The organism is Rhodococcus sp. DMU1 (assembly GCF_012272955.1).
Taxonomy (GTDB): domain Bacteria; phylum Actinomycetota; class Actinomycetes; order Mycobacteriales; family Mycobacteriaceae; genus Rhodococcus; species Rhodococcus aetherivorans.
In genome coordinates, this window is record NZ_CP050952.1 from 444,764 (window position 1) to 461,787 (window position 17,024).

Genomic DNA, 17,024 nt, shown 5'->3' on the forward strand with positions numbered 1-17,024 from the left:
TGTTGCCCGTCACAGTCGAACCGAGGAGGACGAACCCATGAGCGTCGAACAGGCACGGCCCGACGGCCGTACACCGGACGAGACCCCCGCCTCGGGCCTGCGCAAGGTCGTCGGCGCGTCGATGGCCGGCACCGTCGTCGAGTGGTACGAGTTCTTCCTCTACGGCACCGCCGCCACCCTGGTGTTCTCCAAGGTCTTCTTCCCCGACAACGGCAACGAGCTCGACGCCATCATCGCCGCGTTCGTCACCTACGCCGTCGGCTTCGTCGCGCGGCCCCTCGGCGGCGTCGTGTTCGGCCACTTCGGCGACAAGTTCGGCCGCAAGAAGCTGCTGCAGACCAGCCTCGTGCTCGTCGGCGTCGCCACCTTCCTCATGGGCTGTCTGCCCACTTTCGGGGCCATCGGCTACTGGGCGCCCGCGCTGCTCGTCACGCTGCGTTTTGTCCAGGGCTTCGCCGTGGGCGGTGAGTGGGGCGGCGCGGTGCTGCTCGTCGCCGAGCACAGCCCCAACCGTTCGCGCGGCTTCTGGGCGTCGTGGCCGCAGGCCGGCGTGCCGATGGGCAATCTCGTCGCCACCGTCGTCCTGCTGATCCTGACCACCACGCTGTCCGACGCGGCGTTCCTCTCGTGGGGCTGGCGTATCGCGTTCTGGCTGTCGGCCGTCATCGTGCTGGTCGGCTACTACATCCGCACCAAGGTCACCGACGCGCCGATCTTCCTCGAGGCCCAGCGTGAGGCCGAGCAGATCAAGTCCAGCTCGTACAGCGTCGTCGAGGTCGTCAAGCGATACCCGCGCGGCGTGTTCACCGCCATGGGTCTGCGCTTCGCCGAGAACGTCATGTACTACCTCGTCGTCACGTTCTCGATCACCTATCTCAAGGTGGTCGTCGGTGCGAACACCTCCACCATCCTGTGGTGGATGCTCGCCGCGCACGCCGTGCACTTCGCGATCATCCCCGTCGTCGGGCGCCTGTCCGACACCTTCGGCCGCCGCCCGGTGTACATGGTCGGTGCCGTCACCGCCGGCACGTGGGGCTTCTTCGCCTTCCCGATGATGGACAGCGGGCACAATGCCCTCGTCATGTCCGCCATCGTCATCGGCCTGGTGTTCCACGCCTTCATGTACGCCGGCCAGCCCGCGATCATGGCCGAGATGTTCCCGACCCGCATGCGCTACGCGGGTGTCTCGCTCGGCTACCAGGTGACCTCCATCGTCGCCGGCTCGCTCGCGCCGATCATCGCGACCGCGCTGCTCAGCCGCTACGGCAGCGCTGTGCCCATCGCGATCTACCTGGCCGTGGCGTCCGTGGTGACGATCATCGCCGTCGTCGCCGCCCGCGAAACCAAGGGCATCAGCCTGCGCGACATCGATGCCGCGGATGCCCGCGCCGTCGGCGCCGAGAAGACGGCGGTGTCCGCATGAGTGCCCGCACCGCGCTGATCACCGGCGGCGCCGGCGGCATCGGGGCGGCGTGCGCCCGGGAACTGGCCGCCCGCGGCGTGCAGGTCACCGTCGCCGACGTCGACGAGGTCGCCGCCAAGAGCCTCGCCCACGAGATCGGCGGGCAGGCGTGGGCGGTGGACCTGCTCGACACCGACCAGCTCGACGGGCTCCGGCTCGAGGTCGACATCCTCGTCAACAACGCCGGCATCCAGGTCGTCCGCCCGATCGAGGAGTTCGCCCTCACCGACTTCCGCCGGATCCAGACCCTGATGGTGGAGGTGCCCTTCCTCCTCGTGAAGGCGGCCCTGCCGCACATGTACGACCGGGCATTCGGGCGCATCGTCAACGTGTCGTCGGTGCACGGCCTGCGGGCGTCGGCCTTCAAGTCCGCGTACGTCACCGCCAAGCACGGCCTCGAGGGGCTGTCGAAGGTCACGGCCCTCGAGGGCGGTCCGCGCGGCGTCACCAGCAACTGCGTCAACCCGGGCTATGTGCGAACGCCGTTGGTGGAGAAGCAGATCAGCGACCAGGCCCGGCTGCACGGCATCGACGAGGAGCGAGTGCTCGCCGACGTGCTGCTCACCGAGCCGGCGATCAAGCGGCTCGTCGAACCCGGGGAGGTGGCCTCCCTCGTCGCGTGGCTGGCCTCGGACGACGCCGGCATGGTCACCGGCGCCTCCTACACGATGGACGGCGGCTGGACCGCCCGCTGACCCACCCCCTGTGTGTGTGGCCGAATGTCACATCGCGTCGATCAGATCGAACGCGTGTGACATTCGGCCACAGGCATTTTCGAAGGCGATCAGTGGGCGTCGGCGCCGTCGAGCGACAGCTGGATCTGGGTGTGCAGCGCGTGGGTGAGGTACTCCGGCGGATACAGCTCCGGGCTGGCGACGGCGTCGAGGGCCAGGCCGTTGACCGCGGCCAGCAGGAGCGCCGCCCGGGTCTCGGGCTCCGCGGTGCCCATCCGGATCAGGACGGCGGAGACCGCGGTGCGCATCGTGAACAGCGTCGTGTGCCGGATCGTGCTCAACGACGGCGACGTCGCGGCCCGCACGGTGAATGCCGCCATCACATGCGCCTCGGCGGTGCGCTGGTCGTCGAGCGGCAGCAGCTGGCTCAGCGCCGCGAACAGGGTGCGCGCCGGATCGATGTCGGGGTCGACGGTGCTCAGCCGCGTCAGCACCCGTTCGGCGAGCGCGCGGAACGAGTAGGCGAGCATCTCGTCCTTGGTAGGGAAGTGGTGCTGCACGGCGCCGATCGATACACCTGCATGGCTGGCCACCTCGCGCACGCTGGCGCCGTCGAGCCCGATCCGCGCCGCGACCTCGAGCAGGGCCGCGGCGAGACGCGTGGGGCTGGTGGTGGCATAGGGGCGCGCGCGCATGGATGCACCGTACCTGCGCGCATCTCCATACGTCGGTATGGGGCATCGACCCCGCACCTCGGGGCGGTGTCGGCGACCGTCGCTGCACCACCTGCGGTGCCGCGTGCGGCCGGGCGGTTCCAGGACTGCCGGCGTTCGTCAGAAGTTCTCGTCGATGCAGGCCAGGCGATCACCGGCCATGCCGGCCTCGCCGGGACCGGTCCTGGTGCGCTGCGCGTGGAGTACCACGGATGCGGCCTCACCGTCGCGGACCGCCCAGTCGACGGTCGTCGACGTCTGGGCGTTGCCGTCGCCGTCGGTGGTGATGTCGAGCCAGATCTCGTTCCGGGGGTTCGCGTAGGCCGGATCCGTCGACGGAGATTGCGGGGTGGCCGCGGGGTCCACGTTGTTCTGATAGTGCGGCCCCGCATCCGACGGTTGTGGCCCGCACGGCTGCGTGTGTACGTGCACGCCGAAGTCGCGGGTGGGCGCAAGACCGGTTGCGTTGAGCGTGACCGTCGTGCGGCCGTCTTCCTCTTCGGATTCGACGGTCACGGTCGACCCCACCGGGACGGCGGCTTCGTCGTAGGTGTAGGCGTTGTCGTCGCCACCACCTTCCCCGGGCAGCTGGAAGGCCACTCCATCCGTGCCGGGCAGGGGGGTGGGCATGCCGGTGGTCGTCGTTTCCGAAGACGCGGGAGGCGTCTCGACGGTGGCCTGGTTGTCCGTCGAGGCGTCGTCGCCGCCGCATCCGGCGGCGACGAGTGCGGTCAGGGACACGCCTGCGATCAAGGTTGTACGTCGTGTGTTCATGATTCGGCGTTACCCCCTGGTGCGCCGCGTTGAACCTCCGGCGGAGCGCTCACCCGTGGCACGGTGAGACAGGGGCACACCTGCCGGACCTGCACCGCCGCGGTCCCGCTCGGTCAGGTCCTGCTCACCCCGCTGATGATCAGGGACAGGCCCGCCCCGAGGAGCCAGACGTCCTTGGCGATCGGCGTGCCCTGCTGGGTCGGGCGGAACGATCCGCCCTCGTGCATGCCGGGCATCCGCCAGTACATCGCGAGCAGACCCGAACTGAACGCGGTCAGCGCGGCGCCGGCCACGACGGGGGAGACGACGGGCGCCAGCAGCAGGGTGCCGACGCCGATCTCGGCGGTCGACAGGGCCTGGCCGAACGTCTCCGGCCGCATCTTCCCGAGCCGGGGGAGCGCCTTGCTCGCCATGTCCTGCAGCCCTGCGGCGGCCTCGGGCGGGAGATCGCGCTTGCCCAGCCCGGAATTGAGGATGAAAGCACCGGTGGCCAGCCGGAGCGGAACGTTGCTCAGTCGCACGGGAACCTCCGGAGGATCGAATGTGACCGATTATCCCGCATTCCCCGTGACGGTGGCGGCAAACTTCCCACGGCCGTCCGGATGCAGCACGATGAAGCGGTCGGCTCACCACCGGGAGGACGCCATGCCCGAGTACGGCCGGAAGCTCCTCTTCGGCAGCTTCCTCACGCCGGCCGCCGAGAACCCTGCCGCGGTCGTCGACCTCGCGGTCGCCTCCGAACGCGCCGGCCTGGACCTGGTCACCTTCCAGGACCACCCGTACCAGGCCCGTTTCCTCGACGCCTGGACCCTGCTGACCTGGGTCGCCGCGCGGACGACGCGGGTACTCGTGGCGCCGAACGTGGCGAACCTGCCGCTGCGCGGCCCGGCGATCCTCGCGCGCAGCGCGGCCTCCCTCGACCGCCTCAGCGGCGGACGCGTGGAGCTGGGCCTCGGCGCGGGCGCCTACTGGGACGCGATCGCCGCGAACGGCGGACCGCACCGCACCACGGGCGAAGCCGTCGACGGGTGGCTGCCCAGCGCGTTCGCCGCTTCGCCGGACCGGCTCGCCGAGATGTCGAGGCGGGTCGACGAGGCGGCTGTGGACGCCGGCCGGGACCCGCGCGAGATCCGCCGGCTCTACAACATCAGCGGCCGATTCGACGGCGGTGCGGACGGCGGGTTCCTCGCCGGGCCGCCCGCCGTGTGGGCGGAGCAGCTCGCGGAGCTGACCCTGCGCCACGGCATCAGCGGCTTCGTGCTCGGCACCGATGCCCGCCCCGACATCGAGCGATTCGCGCAGGAGGTCGCGCCGCGCGTCCGCGAACTCGTCTCGGCGGCAAGGTGATCCGGACTCAGCCGGGGAGTACCGCACGCGGCACGCCGGCGCGCAGTTGCACGTCCACCACGAAGTCGCCGTCCTCCGGCGTGTAGCGGCGCCGCGGGTCGTGGTCCTCCACCCGGAAGCTGTCGAGCGCGGGGGAGTGGGTGGTGACGGCGACCGTGCCGTCGTCGAGATCGAACTGCAGCAACCGCTGGAACGCCGTCGCGCGTCGACCGTCGACCAGGAAGTACTGATAGTCGGCGAGCATCTCGACCACGCGCCGGTCGCTGCCGGGGATCGGGCGGTCGGTCACGGTCGTCTGCCCGTCCACGTGCCCGGACAGCACCATGAACACCGACTCGTGCGGCACGACGAGCCGGTTCCAGATCTGTTGGCCCGAACTGCCGCCGATGTCGCCGAATCCGCTCATCCGCAGGCGCCCGTCCTCGTCCAGGTAGTAGTGCGCGGCGACGATCGTGTTGCGGTCCGGATGGGCGGCCAGCACCTGCTCGGCCCAGCGCATCACGTGCTCCGCCGGGTTGTAGCCGATGTAGAGGACGAGGAACCGGGCGCCGGCGCTCTCGAACAGGTCGTAGTGCGCCGAGTTGTCGGTGTCGGTCACCGAGGCGCCCCACTGCGGCCGGTCCCGGAACCGCTGTGGCCCGAAGTACTCGTTGTACAGCGCGTGGTTGCGTTCGTGCTCGCCCGGCACGAGCCGGCCCGCGACGTTCCACAGGTTGTCGTGGTTGCCGGGCAGGACCCCGTAGGGCATCCCGGCCGCCTCGAGGATTCCCATCGCCTCCGACGCGACCTCGAACTCCGCGCGGGCGCGGGCGTCCGGGGCGCCCGGCCGGATCCACGACTGGATCAGGTCCCCGGTGTGCACGGTGTACGCGATCTTCCGGTCGCGGGCCTGCTGCGCCGTCCAGGTCGTCATGGCCCGGAAGGCGGCGGTGTCGTCGCGGGCGAGGTACTGGGTGTCGGTGAGGTGCTGGATAGCGAAGTCGTACTCCGCCGGATCGGCGAACGCCTGGTCCGGTACGGCGTTGGCGTCGCGGAAACCCCGGTCGCGACGGGGCCCATCGATCACCAGGATCTCCACGCGGCCGGCGACGCCGGTGATCCGGGCCTCGAGCACGATCGGTCCGCCGGGCGCCGCGGGCCGGGCCACGGCGCGCGGCTCGCCCCACGATCGGCCCGTGCGCACGTGCAGGGCGAGGTCGTCGAGGTTGACGCTGCGGCCCTCCCACCGGAGCGTCACCACCTCGGTTCCGGCGGGGAATTCGAGTTCGTAACGGACATAGGGATATTCGTCGAACCTGTCGCCGACGGACACCGGGGCGCCGCTCTCGGCGACGTCGCGCGGGAGCGGTGGGTCCGCCGAGTCGGTCACGCCCGCGTACATCGTCGCGGACGTCGCCGGGACGTCGGTGGTCAGTCCCGTCGCCGGGATGCCGACGGACGTGACGGGCGCGGGCACCGACGGTGCCGCCCCGGCGGGGCCGGACAGGAGGGCGGCCACAGCCAGCAACGACACCGGAAGCCAGGAGCCCGGGGCGCGCATGCCCCGACGCTACCGCCGATCAGGCGCAACGCTACCGCCGATCAGGCGTGGCGCCACCGCCGATCAGGCGCGGCGCTACCGCCGATCAGGCGCGACGGCCCAGGTGCGCGAGCACCCGGGTCCGCCGGTCGGCGTCCGCGGGCACCTCGACGGCGGGCCCGCAGACCCCCTCCATACGGATCGAGTCGCCCAGGGCCTGCGCCGTCGCCTCCACGAAGTCGAGATCCTCGTCGTCGACGGAGTCGTCCAGGCCGGCGGCACGAGCGATGTCCCAGCCGTGCACGACGAGGTCGAAGTTGTAGAACCGCGCGACGGTCGCGGCGAGGGTGGTGCGGCCGAAGTGGCCGTCGTACTCGAGGCCGGCGCGCTGCGGATCGTCGAGGATCGCCTGCATGCCGTCGCGGGTGGCGGCCCACGCGCCGACCGGGTCGGTGTCCGGCGAGGGGCAGGCGGGCAGTTCCAGGCCGACGACGGTGACGATCTGCCGCTGCGTGTCGACGACGTGCCGCAGCACGTCGCGGGCGGTCCAGCCCTCGCAGGGCGACGGCGCGTCCCACCGGTCGGCCGGCACGGCCTCGACGCGTGTGGTGAACTTCGCCGCGAGTTCGCGGTAGTGACGGGCGGGGGCGAGGGTCTCGGTCATGCCGCGGATTCTTCCGCCCCGAGGTCGCCGAGGGATTGGATACTTCGGACATCGAGTGCCGAGCCCGGGCCGTGCCACCGTGGTGCCTCGCCGGCGAGCAGGGCGGTGGGCGTCAGGGTGGAGATTCTGCGGGCCTCACGGTTCAGGTGCGACTGGTCGCTGTAGCCGGCGACCGCGGCGAGTTCGGCCAGTCCGCGCCCGGGACCGGCGTCGGCGAGGGCCATGAACCGTTGCAGGCGAAGGATCGATCGCAACGTGGCGGGGCCGTACCCGAACGCCTCGTTGCAGCGGCGCTGCAGCTGACGCTCGGTGAGTGCGGCGGTGTCGGCGAGCGTGCCGACGCTCCACGAGTGCCCGGACAGTGCCTGCCGGAGGTGCCCGATCAGCGGGTCGGGGGCAAGGCCGTGCGCGAGCCAGCGCCGCACCGCGGATTGGAACACCTCGAGCCGTTCGGGGGCGGTCCGGGCGTTGTCGAGCCGGTCGGCGAGTGGTCTGGCCCCGGCCGAGCCGATCAGGTCGTCCAACCCGACGCGGGTATCGCGGAGTTGCGCGGCCGACGCGCGCAGGGCGAACGAGGCGAGACCGGGGCGGAACCGCACGCCGGCGGAGACGACGCCGGGCGGCAGGGTGAACGACCACGCGGACGTTTCCGGACCGCACACGCGAATGCCGACGCCGGCGATCCACAGGACGTCGACGCATCCGTCCGGAACGAGGAGGTGACTCTGCCCGTCGGAGACCGCCGACCACACGCACACCAGGTGCTCGGCGAGGTCCGCGCTGGGAGTGCTCGGCACATACCACCTCATGGCCCACGAGCGTAGGCGCAGGCTCCGACAATCGCTGCCTGCGTGGGGAACCGGCTTCCGTCACGGCCGGTACGGCAGGTGCCGCACCGCGACGGTGAGTGCGACGGCGACCGCGGTGGCGACCCACAGGGCGTGCAGTCCGAACGCCCGATGCGCGAGGGCACCGCCGACGGCGCCGGTCACCAGGCCCAGCCACAGGCCCAGGTACGGCAGCCAGCTCCAGCGGGGCCCGCCGAACAGCGCGGCCGCGAGCCGCTGCCCGATCTTGACGAGCGCCCCGGTCATGTACGTCAGGGCCACGCTCACCTCGCCGTCGCGCTGGAACACCGAGTTCTCCGCGCCCATGGCGAGGGTCATCGCCACCACCGCGACGGGCGTCCACCCCGCCGTGTGGGCGAGCGCACCGAGTAGCAGCAGCGCGGATACCGCGGCGAGGACGGCGGTCTTGCGGGCGCGCCGGCTGCGGTCGGACAGTTGCGCCACCACCCCGCCGAGGACGACACCGACGAGGAAGAGCCCGATGATGCCGGCGGTGAGGGCCGCCTGGCCCCAGGCGCCGTCGGCCAGGCCGACGCTCATGCGCGTGGAGTTGCCGCTCATGAACGACACGAACACGCCCCCGAGGGTGATGAAGCCGAGCGCGTCGACGAATCCGGCGAGGCCGGACAGCGCGATGGCGAGGGCCGTGAGTTGTCTGCCGTATCCGACCACGGACAAATCGTAATCACCTTGTGCTGTTACCTCTGGTAACGAAAGGGATGTCCGGTACGACGTCCGGGAGACGCCCTTTCGTTCCCCCGCGGAGGGTGCCGCCGTACCGCATCCCGCCCCCAGGAGTACCCAGCGTGTTCGCCTCACCGTCCCGCCAGTCCCCGAACCACCGCAGGCGGGGATGGAGCGCCGGACTCGCCGCGGCGGCCCTGCTGCTGACCGGATGCGCCGCAGCAACGGACACCGCCACCCCGGCGCACGCGCCCACCGTCGCCGCGACCCCGACGGTGACGACCACCCCGCCCCCGGCCCCCGCACCGACCCACGTTCCCGCGGACGCATCCGCCTCGTCGGCGCTGGCCACGCTCGCGACGCTGCCGGTCAAGGGGCGAGCGCCCAAGACCGGTTACGACCGCGAACTCTTCGGCCCGGCGTGGAGCGACGACGTCGACGTCGACGGCGGCCGCAACGGCTGCGACACCCGCAACGACATCCTGCGGCGCGACCTCGTCGACATCACCTACAAGACCGCCACCCGGGACTGCGTGGTCCTCTTCGGCACCCTCCACGACGCCTACACCGGCACGACCATCGAGTTCCGCCGTGGCCAGGACACCTCCGCCGACGTGCAGATCGACCATGTCGTCGCGCTGTCCGACGCGTGGCAGAAGGGTGCCCAGCAGCTCGACCAGCAGACCCGCGCGAACTTCGCCAACGATCCCCGCAACCTGCAGGCCGTCGACGGCGACGCCAACCAGCAGAAGGGCGACGGCGACGCCGCGACCTGGCTGCCGCCGAACCGGTCCTACCGGTGCACGTACGTCGCGCGGCAGATCGAGGTCAAGGCCCTCTATCAGCTGTGGGTGACCCAGGCCGAGCACGACGCGATGGTCCGCGTCCTCACCGAGTGCGGCGCCGCCGCCCCGGCGCCCGTGCCCGCCGCGCCTGCCGCGACCGTGGCGCCGGAACCGGCCCCGTCGGTGGCATCGCCGCCGGCCGCCGCCGCGACCTACCGCAACTGCGCCGAGGCGCGGGCCGCCGGCGCCGCGCCGCTGTACGCAGGTCAGCCCGGGTACAGCGAGGAGATGGACGGCGACCGGGACGGTGTCGCCTGCGAGTGAGCCGCCCGGCGCGTCAGCGCTCCGCGACCGTGATCGTCACCGTGTCGCCCACCTCGACCGACTCGGCGGCGCGCACCGACCTCTTCAACGCGAGGATATGCCGGCCGTCGCCCCGCGGCTGCAGGGACGTGTCCCACTCGGTGCCGCCCATGCGGGCGCGTACCGGGATCAGTCCGCGTACGGCGACGCTCGTCACGGCCTCGACGATCCGGGCCGGCACGTCGACGTAGTGCCAGCCGCCCGGGCCGGGAAAGACCTCGACGATGCCGGAGAAGCGCATGCCGCGAGGCTAGAGGGTGGGGCCGACACGACAGGGAAGCGAAAAAGCCCCTGTGATCCGCGAAGCTGCGGATCACAGGGGCTTCCCCGTGGCGGAGGATAGGGGATTTGAACCCCTGAGGGCGTTAACCCAACCCGCGTTCCAGGCGAGCGCCATAGGCCACTAGGCGAATCCTCCGTGGGGAAGCATACCGAATATGACCTGGTGGTTGCCAAACGGGGAGGTCGCCGCGGGTTTCGGCGGGGTGTGGCGGTGCCGATTCACGGTTCGGGGCGATGTTTGTCTACACTGGCCGATGGATCCCGCGCGGCGCGCATCCTGTGAACTCCCCCAGGGCCGGAAGGCAGCAAGGGTCAACGGGCTCTGCCGGGTGCGCGGGGTCCCCTAGCTTCCGATGCCGATGCCCGTGCCGTTGGGCGCGGTGAAAGGTCCTTCCGCATGCCTACCCAAACCCAGATTGGGTTGATGAGCCATGAGGAACTCGTCGCAGAGCACGAGCGCCAGTCCCACAACTACGCGCGACTCGAAGCCGAGAAGCTGACGCTGGACCTGACTCGCGGCAAGCCGTCCCCCGAGCAGCTGGATCTCTCCGCGGAGTTGCTGTCGCTGCCCGGGGTCGACGACTACCGCGACGCGTCCGGCACGGACTGCCGTAACTACGGCGGCCTGCGCGGACTGCCCGAGCTGCGCGACATCTTCGGGGAGCTCCTGGGCATCCCCACCGAGAACCTGATCGCCGGCAACAATGCCAGCCTCGAGATCATGCACGACCTGGTCGTGGCGTCGTTGCTGCACGGCACGGTGGATTCACCGCGCCCGTGGTCCCAGGAACCCGTCGTCAGGTTCCTGTGCCCCGCGCCCGGCTACGACCGGCACTTCGCGATCACCGAGTCGTACGGGATCGAGATGATCCCGGTGCCCATGCACGACGACGGGCCGGACCTGGCGAAGATCGCCGCGCTCGTCGGCTCGGACCCGCAGATCAAGGGCATGTGGGCGGTGCCCACCTACTCGAACCCGACCGGCGCCGTGTACTCCGAGCGCGCCGCCCGCGAACTGGCGTCGATGCCGACCGCCGCGCCGGACTTCCGGATCTTCTGGGACAACGCGTACGCCGTGCATCCCCTGGTCGAGGAGGCCGCCCCCGCCCTGGACATCCTGGGCATGGCGGCCGAGGCCGGGCACCCGAACCGCGTGTTCGTCCTCGCCTCGACATCCAAGATCACCTTTGCCGGCGCCGGCGTCAGCTTCTTCGGCAGCTCGGCCGAGAACCTGGCGTGGTACGAGAAGTTCCTGGGTATCAAGACCATCGGCCCGGACAAGGTCAACCAGCTGCGTCACCTGCGCTTCTTCGGTGATGCCGACGGGGTGCGGGCCCACATGGCCAAGCACCGCGAGCTCCTCGCACCGAAGTTCGCGCTCGTGCTGAAGATCCTCGAGGACCGGCTCGGGCCGTCGAAGGTGGCGTCCTGGACCGAGCCGAAGGGCGGCTACTTCATCAGCCTCGACGTGGTGGAGGGCACCGCCAAGCGGGTCATCTCCCTCGCGAAGAACGCGGGGATCGCGCTGACCGCGGCCGGGTCGGCGTTCCCGTACAAGAACGACCCCGAGGACAAGAACATCCGGCTCGCCCCGAGCTTCCCGTCGCTGAACGAACTCGCCACCGCCATGGACGGCGTCGCGACGTGCGTGCTGCTCGCGGCGACCGAGAAGGCCCTGGGCAAGTAGCTCCTCCCCGTAGGCCCCGGTCGTCACGCGGCGACCGGGGCCTACGGGTGTTTCCCCCACCTGTGGACAACTCTGTGGACAAGCGGTGGACAACTCGGCTCGGTCGGGCCGCGGGCAATTCTCGCCGTCACGGCCCGGTCGTCCTGGGCCGAATGTCACATCGCTTCGGTCACATCGAACGCGTGTGACATTCAGCCGGTGGCCGCGTCCTCGACGTAGCGGTCGATCTGCTCGTGCCAGAACTCCCGGACGCTGTCGGCCGAGTTCCCGGCACCGATCGCGTGTGCGACGAGGGCCTGAACGTCCTCGAGAACGCGGGTGTACTCGGATTCGTCACCGTGCAGTGCCATAGGCGAACGATACGCGCGCACATGGTGCGTCCGGCCTGCGTTCTGTGCCCGCCCGCACCCTTCAAGGGTTCCGCCGGTGGCGCGGATCCCACCGCTGCTCGATCACAGAGACCATCCCAACCGGAGATCGGGTACCGAAGGATCGCCGAGGCGCTCGAGTCGGCGTTCGCGTCACCGGATCCCACCCCAGGCGCACTGGTCGGGGGAGCCCCTGTCGACCGCGGACCGGGAGTAGCGCGCCGGGTACCGGGTATCCGGACGGCGTCCGTGAAGGACCGTCGACGGAGGGAGTCACCATCGCTATGTCGCAGGACTCGGAACGCGCGACGTGCCGGCACGAACTTCTCGCGCAGATCGCCGGCTCCTCGCAGACGAACCCTGCGGTCACCTGACGAACCGAGGACCTCGATGGCGCCACGTGAGGAGATGTATCCGGATCCCGACGACATGCAGGTCATCGCGAGCCTCGATCAGCTCGCCGCTCTCGTCGCGGGGGATCCGCTCATCTATCTGCGCTGTTCACCGGGACCGGCCGCGGACGCCGCGGACGGCCCCACGCGGGATGTCGAAGGCAATGTCACGCTGCCTGGTTGGTCGGTCCTGCCGGTCGCGCCGGAGCCGTGGTGGCGTCGGCCCGTCGAGGACTGGGTGGCACGGCGGGTCCACCGGTACGCCACGCGGGATGCGCCCGACGGATGCTTCCTCTGGCTGCTCAAGGGAACGATGGTCGGCCGCGGACCCGACCAGGAACCGTTGGTGATCGACATCCAGCCGCACGCGCGGCTCAGTCCCAGGGTGCTACGGGAGGCGGAGCAGCGGTATCACGAGCGGTTCGACGTGCAGGCGGAATCCCCAGGGCGGTGAGTCCACAAGGCGGTGAGGCGGGCGGCCGGCGTCGTCCGTCCGGCTTCACCGCTGCAGGACGAGGTGGGGCGTCTCGTGTTCCGGAAGAAGCACGTCCTGGACGATGTCCGTTGTCCGCAGAGCCGAGAACGACACCAGCGCGATCGCCACGATCAGCGTCGCGGCGACCGTGCGAGCCCACGGAAGCCGAGGCGGATCGACCAGCGCGTGCACGCGTTCGACGACGTCACCGCCCGCCACCGAGAGCGTGGTCGACGAATGAGCCTCGAGGGAGCGGCTTCTCGCGACGGCTGCGGCGGCGACGGCCTGGGCGGCCGCGCGACGGCCACCGGCGGCGGCTTCCTCGTCGGCCCACCGCTCCGCGGCCCGGCGAACGACGTCGGGAACCGGCCGCAGCAGCGGGTGGAGTGCGGCCGCCGTCTCGGCGATCTGGATCCACCGGGAATGATGGTGCCGCAGGTGGGCGTGCTCGTGTGCGAGCAATACGGTCAGTTCGTCCTCGGTGAGAGCCGACTTCATGGCGGTCGTCACGACGATCCCGCCCCCTCGCCCGGGGACGGAGTAGGCGTCGGCGACCGGGCTCCGGGCGAGGAGGTAGCCCTCCGTCCGGGGGAGGCTTCGGCAGAATCGAGTTGCTGCGCAAAGGTTCTGCCGGACGTGCCAGAGGTGCCGCAGGCCTCCGGCTGTGGCACACAGAGCGGCGGTGAGGAGGATCGCCGCGACTGCGACGGATGTCGTGCCGGGCCGGTGGTGGATGAGCGTGAGGGCCACGGCAGTCGCCGACGAGAGCAATGTCAGGGCGCACAGAGCGGAGAGAACAGGTAGGAGCCGGACCGTTGTCGCCGGCCGGGCCTGTACCGCGATGCGCTCGGCTCCGATACCGAGCGCTGCTCCCACCGCGAGTGGAGCGAGGACAGCAGGCATTATCACGGCTCTCTCCCTTCGTCCGGCTCGCCGTCCTCGCGCCCGAGCAGCCTCAGCAGCATCCGCTCGTCGTCGGGTGTCAATTCCGCGACGAACCGGGCCAGCACGTCCGCGCGGCGGCCGTACTTGTCGAGAAGCCGATGCATGTCCCGGGCGGCCTGCGCAGCCGGGAGCGTCTCGATCGGTGCCGCGAGCCGATACGCGTAACCACGACCGGATGGCGTCCGGTCCAGAATTCCCTTGCCGTGCATGCGGGCCAGCGTCGTCATCACGGTGGTGTGGGCGAGTGCTCCTGGCAGCAACTCGTTCACCCTTGCCACGGTGAGCGGCTCTTCCGCGCCGGCAAGGACGTCGACGATCTCCTGCTCCAGGGTGCCGCGTAGGCGCCGCGCCATCGGTTTCAGGCTCCTCTCAGGACGGCTTACTACTATCGAGAAAGTAGTAGATGTCCGGTCATCCCTCTCCCGAGGAGCAGCATGTCCCAGATCAACGGACTCCCGGCGCACATACTGTTCGTGCACGCCATCGTAGTGTTGGTGCCGCTCGTGGCGGTCGGAGTCGTCCTTTCGGCCCTCTGGCCCGCCGCCCGTGTGCGGCTCGTGTGGCCCACTGCGGCGCTGGCCACCGCACTGCTCGTCCTGACCCCGCTGACCGCCGAGGCCGGTGAGTCGCTGGAGCATCAGGTCGACAGCACCGCACTGCTGCACACCCATACCGAGCTCGGTGACACCATGCCGTTCGTCGCCGCTGGGCTGTTCGCCGCGGCGATGCTGGTCGGGGCCCTGCACGTGCTGGATTCGCGTGGGTCGATGCCGGCCGCACGAGTGCGGCTCCTGACCGTGGTCACCGCCCTCGTCGCGGTCCTCGTCGGGGTCGGCGCGACGGTTCAGGTGTATCGGGTGGGCGACTCCGGCGCGCAGGCCACCTGGCAGGACCGGGTGGGCGTCGCCGCGGGGGAGTCGCCGTGACCTGTCCGGCGCCACCCGCGTGCGCCCCGCACCGGCCGCGGCCCGCTTACGACACCGAACGCGCCTCGGCGGAGATCGATCCGATGGAACCGCGCGAGCCCATGGGGCGTGTTTCCCCGGAGACCGCCGTCGCGTGGCCGGCTCGTGCGCTCTGGATAGGTCGCCTCGCACGTGAGACACTCGTGTCACGGGATTGACGTCGTGCTCCCGGCCATCCCCTCCCGTGCCGGGCCGAGGAGCTGAAGATGGGCGGGCGTGCACCCAGGAGGTGGCCGTGATGTCAGAGGCTGCCCGCGGCCGATCGCCCACCCGGGCTGATGCCGCGGGTATCCGCGGGCGAGCGATCGGCCGGTCGACACACTCCCGTGCCGAAACGGACGGCCGGGGGAACGTCACCACTGCCGGGACGATGGGTCTCCGGTGATCGAGAGACCAACGGCCAGCGATCCCTCCGAGAAGGCAGCGGGCCCGCAGCGCCTGCTCGCCCTACTGCTGGCGATGGCGATGTTCGTGCTCGTCGTCGACACATCGCTGATGAACGTCTCGATCTCATCGGTGGTTCGCGACCTCGGCACGACGGTCAGCGGCGTGCAGGCTGCGATCGCGCTCGAGGCGTTGGTTTCTGCGGCATTCATCCTGATCGGTGGCAAGGTCGGTGATCTCATCGGACGCAAGCGTGCGTACGTGCTCGGCCTGCTCGGTTACGCAGTCGGTGCGTCGGCGATGGCGTTCGCGCAGAGCCTGACCGTGATCGTCGTCTTCTGGGCCGTACTCGGTGGGATCGGCGCGTCACTCCTGTTGCCCGCCATGCAGTCTCTCATCCACGGCAATTTCGAGGGGGAGGCGCAGAAGAAGGTCTACGCGCTGGTCGGGGCGGCGGCTGCGATTGCCGCTGCCGTCGGACCGCTGCTGGGAGGCTTCATCACCACCTACCTGTCGTGGCGCGTCGGGTTTGTGCTCGAGGTCGTCATCATCGGGGTCGTGCTGTCCGGTATCAGGCTCGTCCACGATGTGCCGTACACCGGACCTCGGGGCGTTGACCTGATTGGTGCGGTACTTTCCGTTCTGGGCATGGGCGGGATCGTGCTGGGAATCCTGGTGTGGCAGGAGGGCGGCGAAGCCGTTGGTGCGCTCCTGGTGGTCGGTGCGATTGCGCTGGCTGTGCTGGCCTACTGGCTCGTGCGGCGCAAACGTCGAGGCGAGCCGGCGCTGCTGGACCCGGATTTGTTCCGCTCCAAGATCTTCAAGCTGGGGATCTCCGGGCAGATGCTCCAGCAGATTGCGCTCGGCGGCACGATGATCGCGCTGCCGATCTACCTGCAGATGGTGCTCGAGTACAACGCGCTGCAGGCGGGCCTGTCCCTCGCACCGCTGTCGCTCAGCATGTTCGCAGTGGCGTTGCTCGCAGGGAAGAAGGCGAGTGATCGCCGCCCGAGCGGCATCATCCGGTGGGGATTCGTTCTCCTCACGATCGGGATCGTGGCGCTGATCCCGATCGTGCCGCGGGCGGAGTTCGGCTGGGGCCTCGTGATCCCCCTGGTGATTGCCGGATCGGGATTGGGGTTGTTGGTCTCTCAACTCAACAACTACACACTCGCCCCGATCGAGGAGGAGCGGATCAGCGAAGCCGCGCGCGTCAATTCTGCGGCAGGATCGTTCGGGTTGTCGTTCGGGCTGGCGTTCGCCGGCGCCATCATGCTGGCAACGCTGTCCCTCACCTTCACCGCAATGGCGGAATCGAGCACCGTGCTCCCGCAGACAGAGCAGCAGCAGGTGGCGCAGGTCCTCGAGGACGACGCCGAAGTCATGAGCAACACGCAGCTCGAACAGCTGCTCGCCGGCGAACCCCCGGAGTTTCAAGACGAGATCATCCGTATCAACACCGACGCGCGACCGCTCGCCCTACAGGTGGCACTGCTCATTCCCCTCCTCGCCGGTCTCATCGGGGTGTTCAACTCGTTCCGCATGATGCGCATACCGGAACCCACACCGAAGAGCCCCGGCGAAGGGCCTGATGGGGCAGAATACGCGCCGTAGTCGGGTTTCCGGCGAGATGGTACGTAACCGTTGGTGTTCAACGGTTTTCGTGTCGGACGCGCCCACCCGGCGCCGGCCG

At 70.1% G+C, this 17,024-nt stretch carries 19 protein-coding genes, 1 tRNA gene and 1 other RNA gene; 9 read left to right on the top strand and 12 right to left on the bottom strand.

What is annotated here, in order from left to right; all coding sequences use genetic code 11:
* Positions 1–37 precede the first annotated feature (37 nt).
* The gene (locus HFP48_RS01985; RefSeq protein ID WP_006943064.1) at positions 38–1,423 is read left to right on the top strand and encodes an MFS transporter; all 1,386 of its coding nucleotides are present in this window, start codon (positions 38–40) and stop codon (positions 1,421–1,423) included.
* Positions 1,420–2,157 (top strand): 3-hydroxybutyrate dehydrogenase, encoded by a 738-nt coding sequence (locus HFP48_RS01990; protein WP_102799326.1) that lies wholly within the window; start codon positions 1,420–1,422, stop codon positions 2,155–2,157. The genes HFP48_RS01985 and HFP48_RS01990 overlap by 4 nt, the downstream gene beginning before the upstream one ends.
* An 89-nt stretch (positions 2,158–2,246) precedes the next feature.
* On the opposite strand, the gene HFP48_RS01995 is transcribed toward HFP48_RS01990, so the two are convergent.
* From HFP48_RS01995 to HFP48_RS02005, 3 genes are all read right to left on the bottom strand, one after another.
* Positions 2,247–2,831 carry a TetR/AcrR family transcriptional regulator gene (locus tag HFP48_RS01995; RefSeq protein ID WP_006943066.1) on the bottom strand — a complete coding sequence of 195 codons (585 nt, stop codon included), beginning with the start codon at positions 2,829–2,831 and terminating at the stop codon, positions 2,247–2,249.
* 138 nt (positions 2,832–2,969) lie between these two features.
* The gene (locus HFP48_RS02000; RefSeq protein WP_006943067.1) at positions 2,970–3,623 is read right to left on the bottom strand and encodes a superoxide dismutase family protein; all 654 of its coding nucleotides are present in this window, start codon (positions 3,621–3,623) and stop codon (positions 2,970–2,972) included.
* Positions 3,624–3,736: 113 nt separating this feature from the next.
* Positions 3,737–4,144: a hypothetical protein gene (locus HFP48_RS02005; protein ID WP_006943069.1), complete on the bottom strand. Its 408-nt coding sequence runs from the start codon at positions 4,142–4,144 to the stop codon at positions 3,737–3,739.
* Between the two features lie 124 nt (positions 4,145–4,268).
* Here HFP48_RS02005 and HFP48_RS02010 point away from each other — a divergent pair, with 124 nt between their 5' ends.
* A complete protein-coding gene (locus HFP48_RS02010) occupies positions 4,269–4,970 on the top strand; it encodes an LLM class flavin-dependent oxidoreductase (RefSeq protein WP_050034407.1) in 702 nt (233 codons plus the stop codon).
* 7 nt (positions 4,971–4,977) lie between these two features.
* On the opposite strand, the gene HFP48_RS02015 is transcribed toward HFP48_RS02010, so the two are convergent.
* The 4 genes from HFP48_RS02015 to HFP48_RS02030 form a co-directional block, all read right to left on the bottom strand.
* On the bottom strand, positions 4,978–6,510 hold the full coding sequence (locus HFP48_RS02015) for a metallophosphoesterase (RefSeq protein WP_168578941.1): 1,533 nt from the start codon (positions 6,508–6,510) through the stop codon (positions 4,978–4,980).
* 85 nt (positions 6,511–6,595) lie between these two features.
* Positions 6,596–7,153, bottom strand: coding sequence for a TIGR03086 family metal-binding protein (locus tag HFP48_RS02020; RefSeq protein ID WP_006943075.1), 558 nt, complete (start codon positions 7,151–7,153; stop codon positions 6,596–6,598).
* Entirely contained in the window at positions 7,150–7,962 is an 813-nt protein-coding gene (locus HFP48_RS02025) for a helix-turn-helix domain-containing protein (RefSeq protein ID WP_185113670.1), read from the bottom strand. Before HFP48_RS02025 ends, HFP48_RS02020 begins: the two co-directional genes overlap by 4 nt.
* A 60-nt stretch (positions 7,963–8,022) precedes the next feature.
* Positions 8,023–8,673 carry a YoaK family protein gene (locus HFP48_RS02030; protein ID WP_029547091.1) on the bottom strand — a complete coding sequence of 217 codons (651 nt, stop codon included), beginning with the start codon at positions 8,671–8,673 and terminating at the stop codon, positions 8,023–8,025.
* A gap of 134 nt (positions 8,674–8,807) precedes the next feature.
* Between HFP48_RS02030 and HFP48_RS02035 the strand changes: the two genes are divergently transcribed.
* Complete coding sequence (locus HFP48_RS02035) at positions 8,808–9,794, top strand: DUF1524 domain-containing protein (RefSeq protein WP_168578942.1); 987 nt, start codon at positions 8,808–8,810, stop codon at positions 9,792–9,794.
* Between the two features lie 13 nt (positions 9,795–9,807).
* Here the strand turns inward: HFP48_RS02035 and HFP48_RS02040 are convergent, their stop codons facing one another.
* Positions 9,808–10,074, bottom strand: coding sequence for a DUF1905 domain-containing protein (locus HFP48_RS02040; RefSeq protein ID WP_168578943.1), 267 nt, complete (start codon positions 10,072–10,074; stop codon positions 9,808–9,810).
* An 89-nt stretch (positions 10,075–10,163) separates the two neighbouring features.
* Positions 10,164–10,251: transfer RNA gene (locus HFP48_RS02045), tRNA-Ser, on the bottom strand.
* 117 nt (positions 10,252–10,368) lie between these two features.
* Here HFP48_RS02045 and ffs point away from each other — a divergent pair.
* Positions 10,369–10,463: signal recognition particle sRNA small type (gene ffs, locus HFP48_RS02050), an RNA gene on the top strand.
* Positions 10,464–10,512: 49 nt separating this feature from the next.
* Complete coding sequence (locus HFP48_RS02055; RefSeq protein WP_050034411.1) at positions 10,513–11,802, top strand: aminotransferase class I/II-fold pyridoxal phosphate-dependent enzyme; 1,290 nt, start codon at positions 10,513–10,515, stop codon at positions 11,800–11,802.
* A gap of 191 nt (positions 11,803–11,993) precedes the next feature.
* Here the strand turns inward: HFP48_RS02055 and HFP48_RS02060 are convergent, their stop codons facing one another.
* The gene (locus HFP48_RS02060; RefSeq protein WP_006943091.1) at positions 11,994–12,152 is read right to left on the bottom strand and encodes a hypothetical protein; all 159 of its coding nucleotides are present in this window, start codon (positions 12,150–12,152) and stop codon (positions 11,994–11,996) included.
* Between the two features lie 408 nt (positions 12,153–12,560).
* On the opposite strand from HFP48_RS02060, the gene HFP48_RS02065 reads away from it, so the two are divergent.
* A complete protein-coding gene (locus HFP48_RS02065) occupies positions 12,561–13,016 on the top strand; it encodes a DUF6098 family protein (RefSeq protein ID WP_050034412.1) in 456 nt (151 codons plus the stop codon).
* Between the two features lie 45 nt (positions 13,017–13,061).
* Here HFP48_RS02065 and HFP48_RS02070 read toward each other — a convergent pair whose 3' ends face one another.
* Positions 13,062–13,940 carry a M48 family metalloprotease gene (locus HFP48_RS02070; protein ID WP_081637038.1) on the bottom strand — a complete coding sequence of 293 codons (879 nt, stop codon included), beginning with the start codon at positions 13,938–13,940 and terminating at the stop codon, positions 13,062–13,064.
* Positions 13,941–13,942: 2 nt separating this feature from the next.
* The gene (locus tag HFP48_RS02075; protein WP_029547104.1) at positions 13,943–14,335 is read right to left on the bottom strand and encodes a BlaI/MecI/CopY family transcriptional regulator; all 393 of its coding nucleotides are present in this window, start codon (positions 14,333–14,335) and stop codon (positions 13,943–13,945) included.
* A gap of 81 nt (positions 14,336–14,416) precedes the next feature.
* Between HFP48_RS02075 and HFP48_RS02080 the strand changes: the two genes are divergently transcribed.
* Entirely contained in the window at positions 14,417–14,908 is a 492-nt protein-coding gene (locus HFP48_RS02080; RefSeq protein WP_029547105.1) for a DUF2231 domain-containing protein, read from the top strand.
* Positions 14,909–15,328: 420 nt separating this feature from the next.
* Entirely contained in the window at positions 15,329–16,945 is a 1,617-nt protein-coding gene (locus tag HFP48_RS02085; protein WP_168578944.1) for an MFS transporter, read from the top strand.
* Positions 16,946–17,024 lie beyond the last annotated feature (79 nt).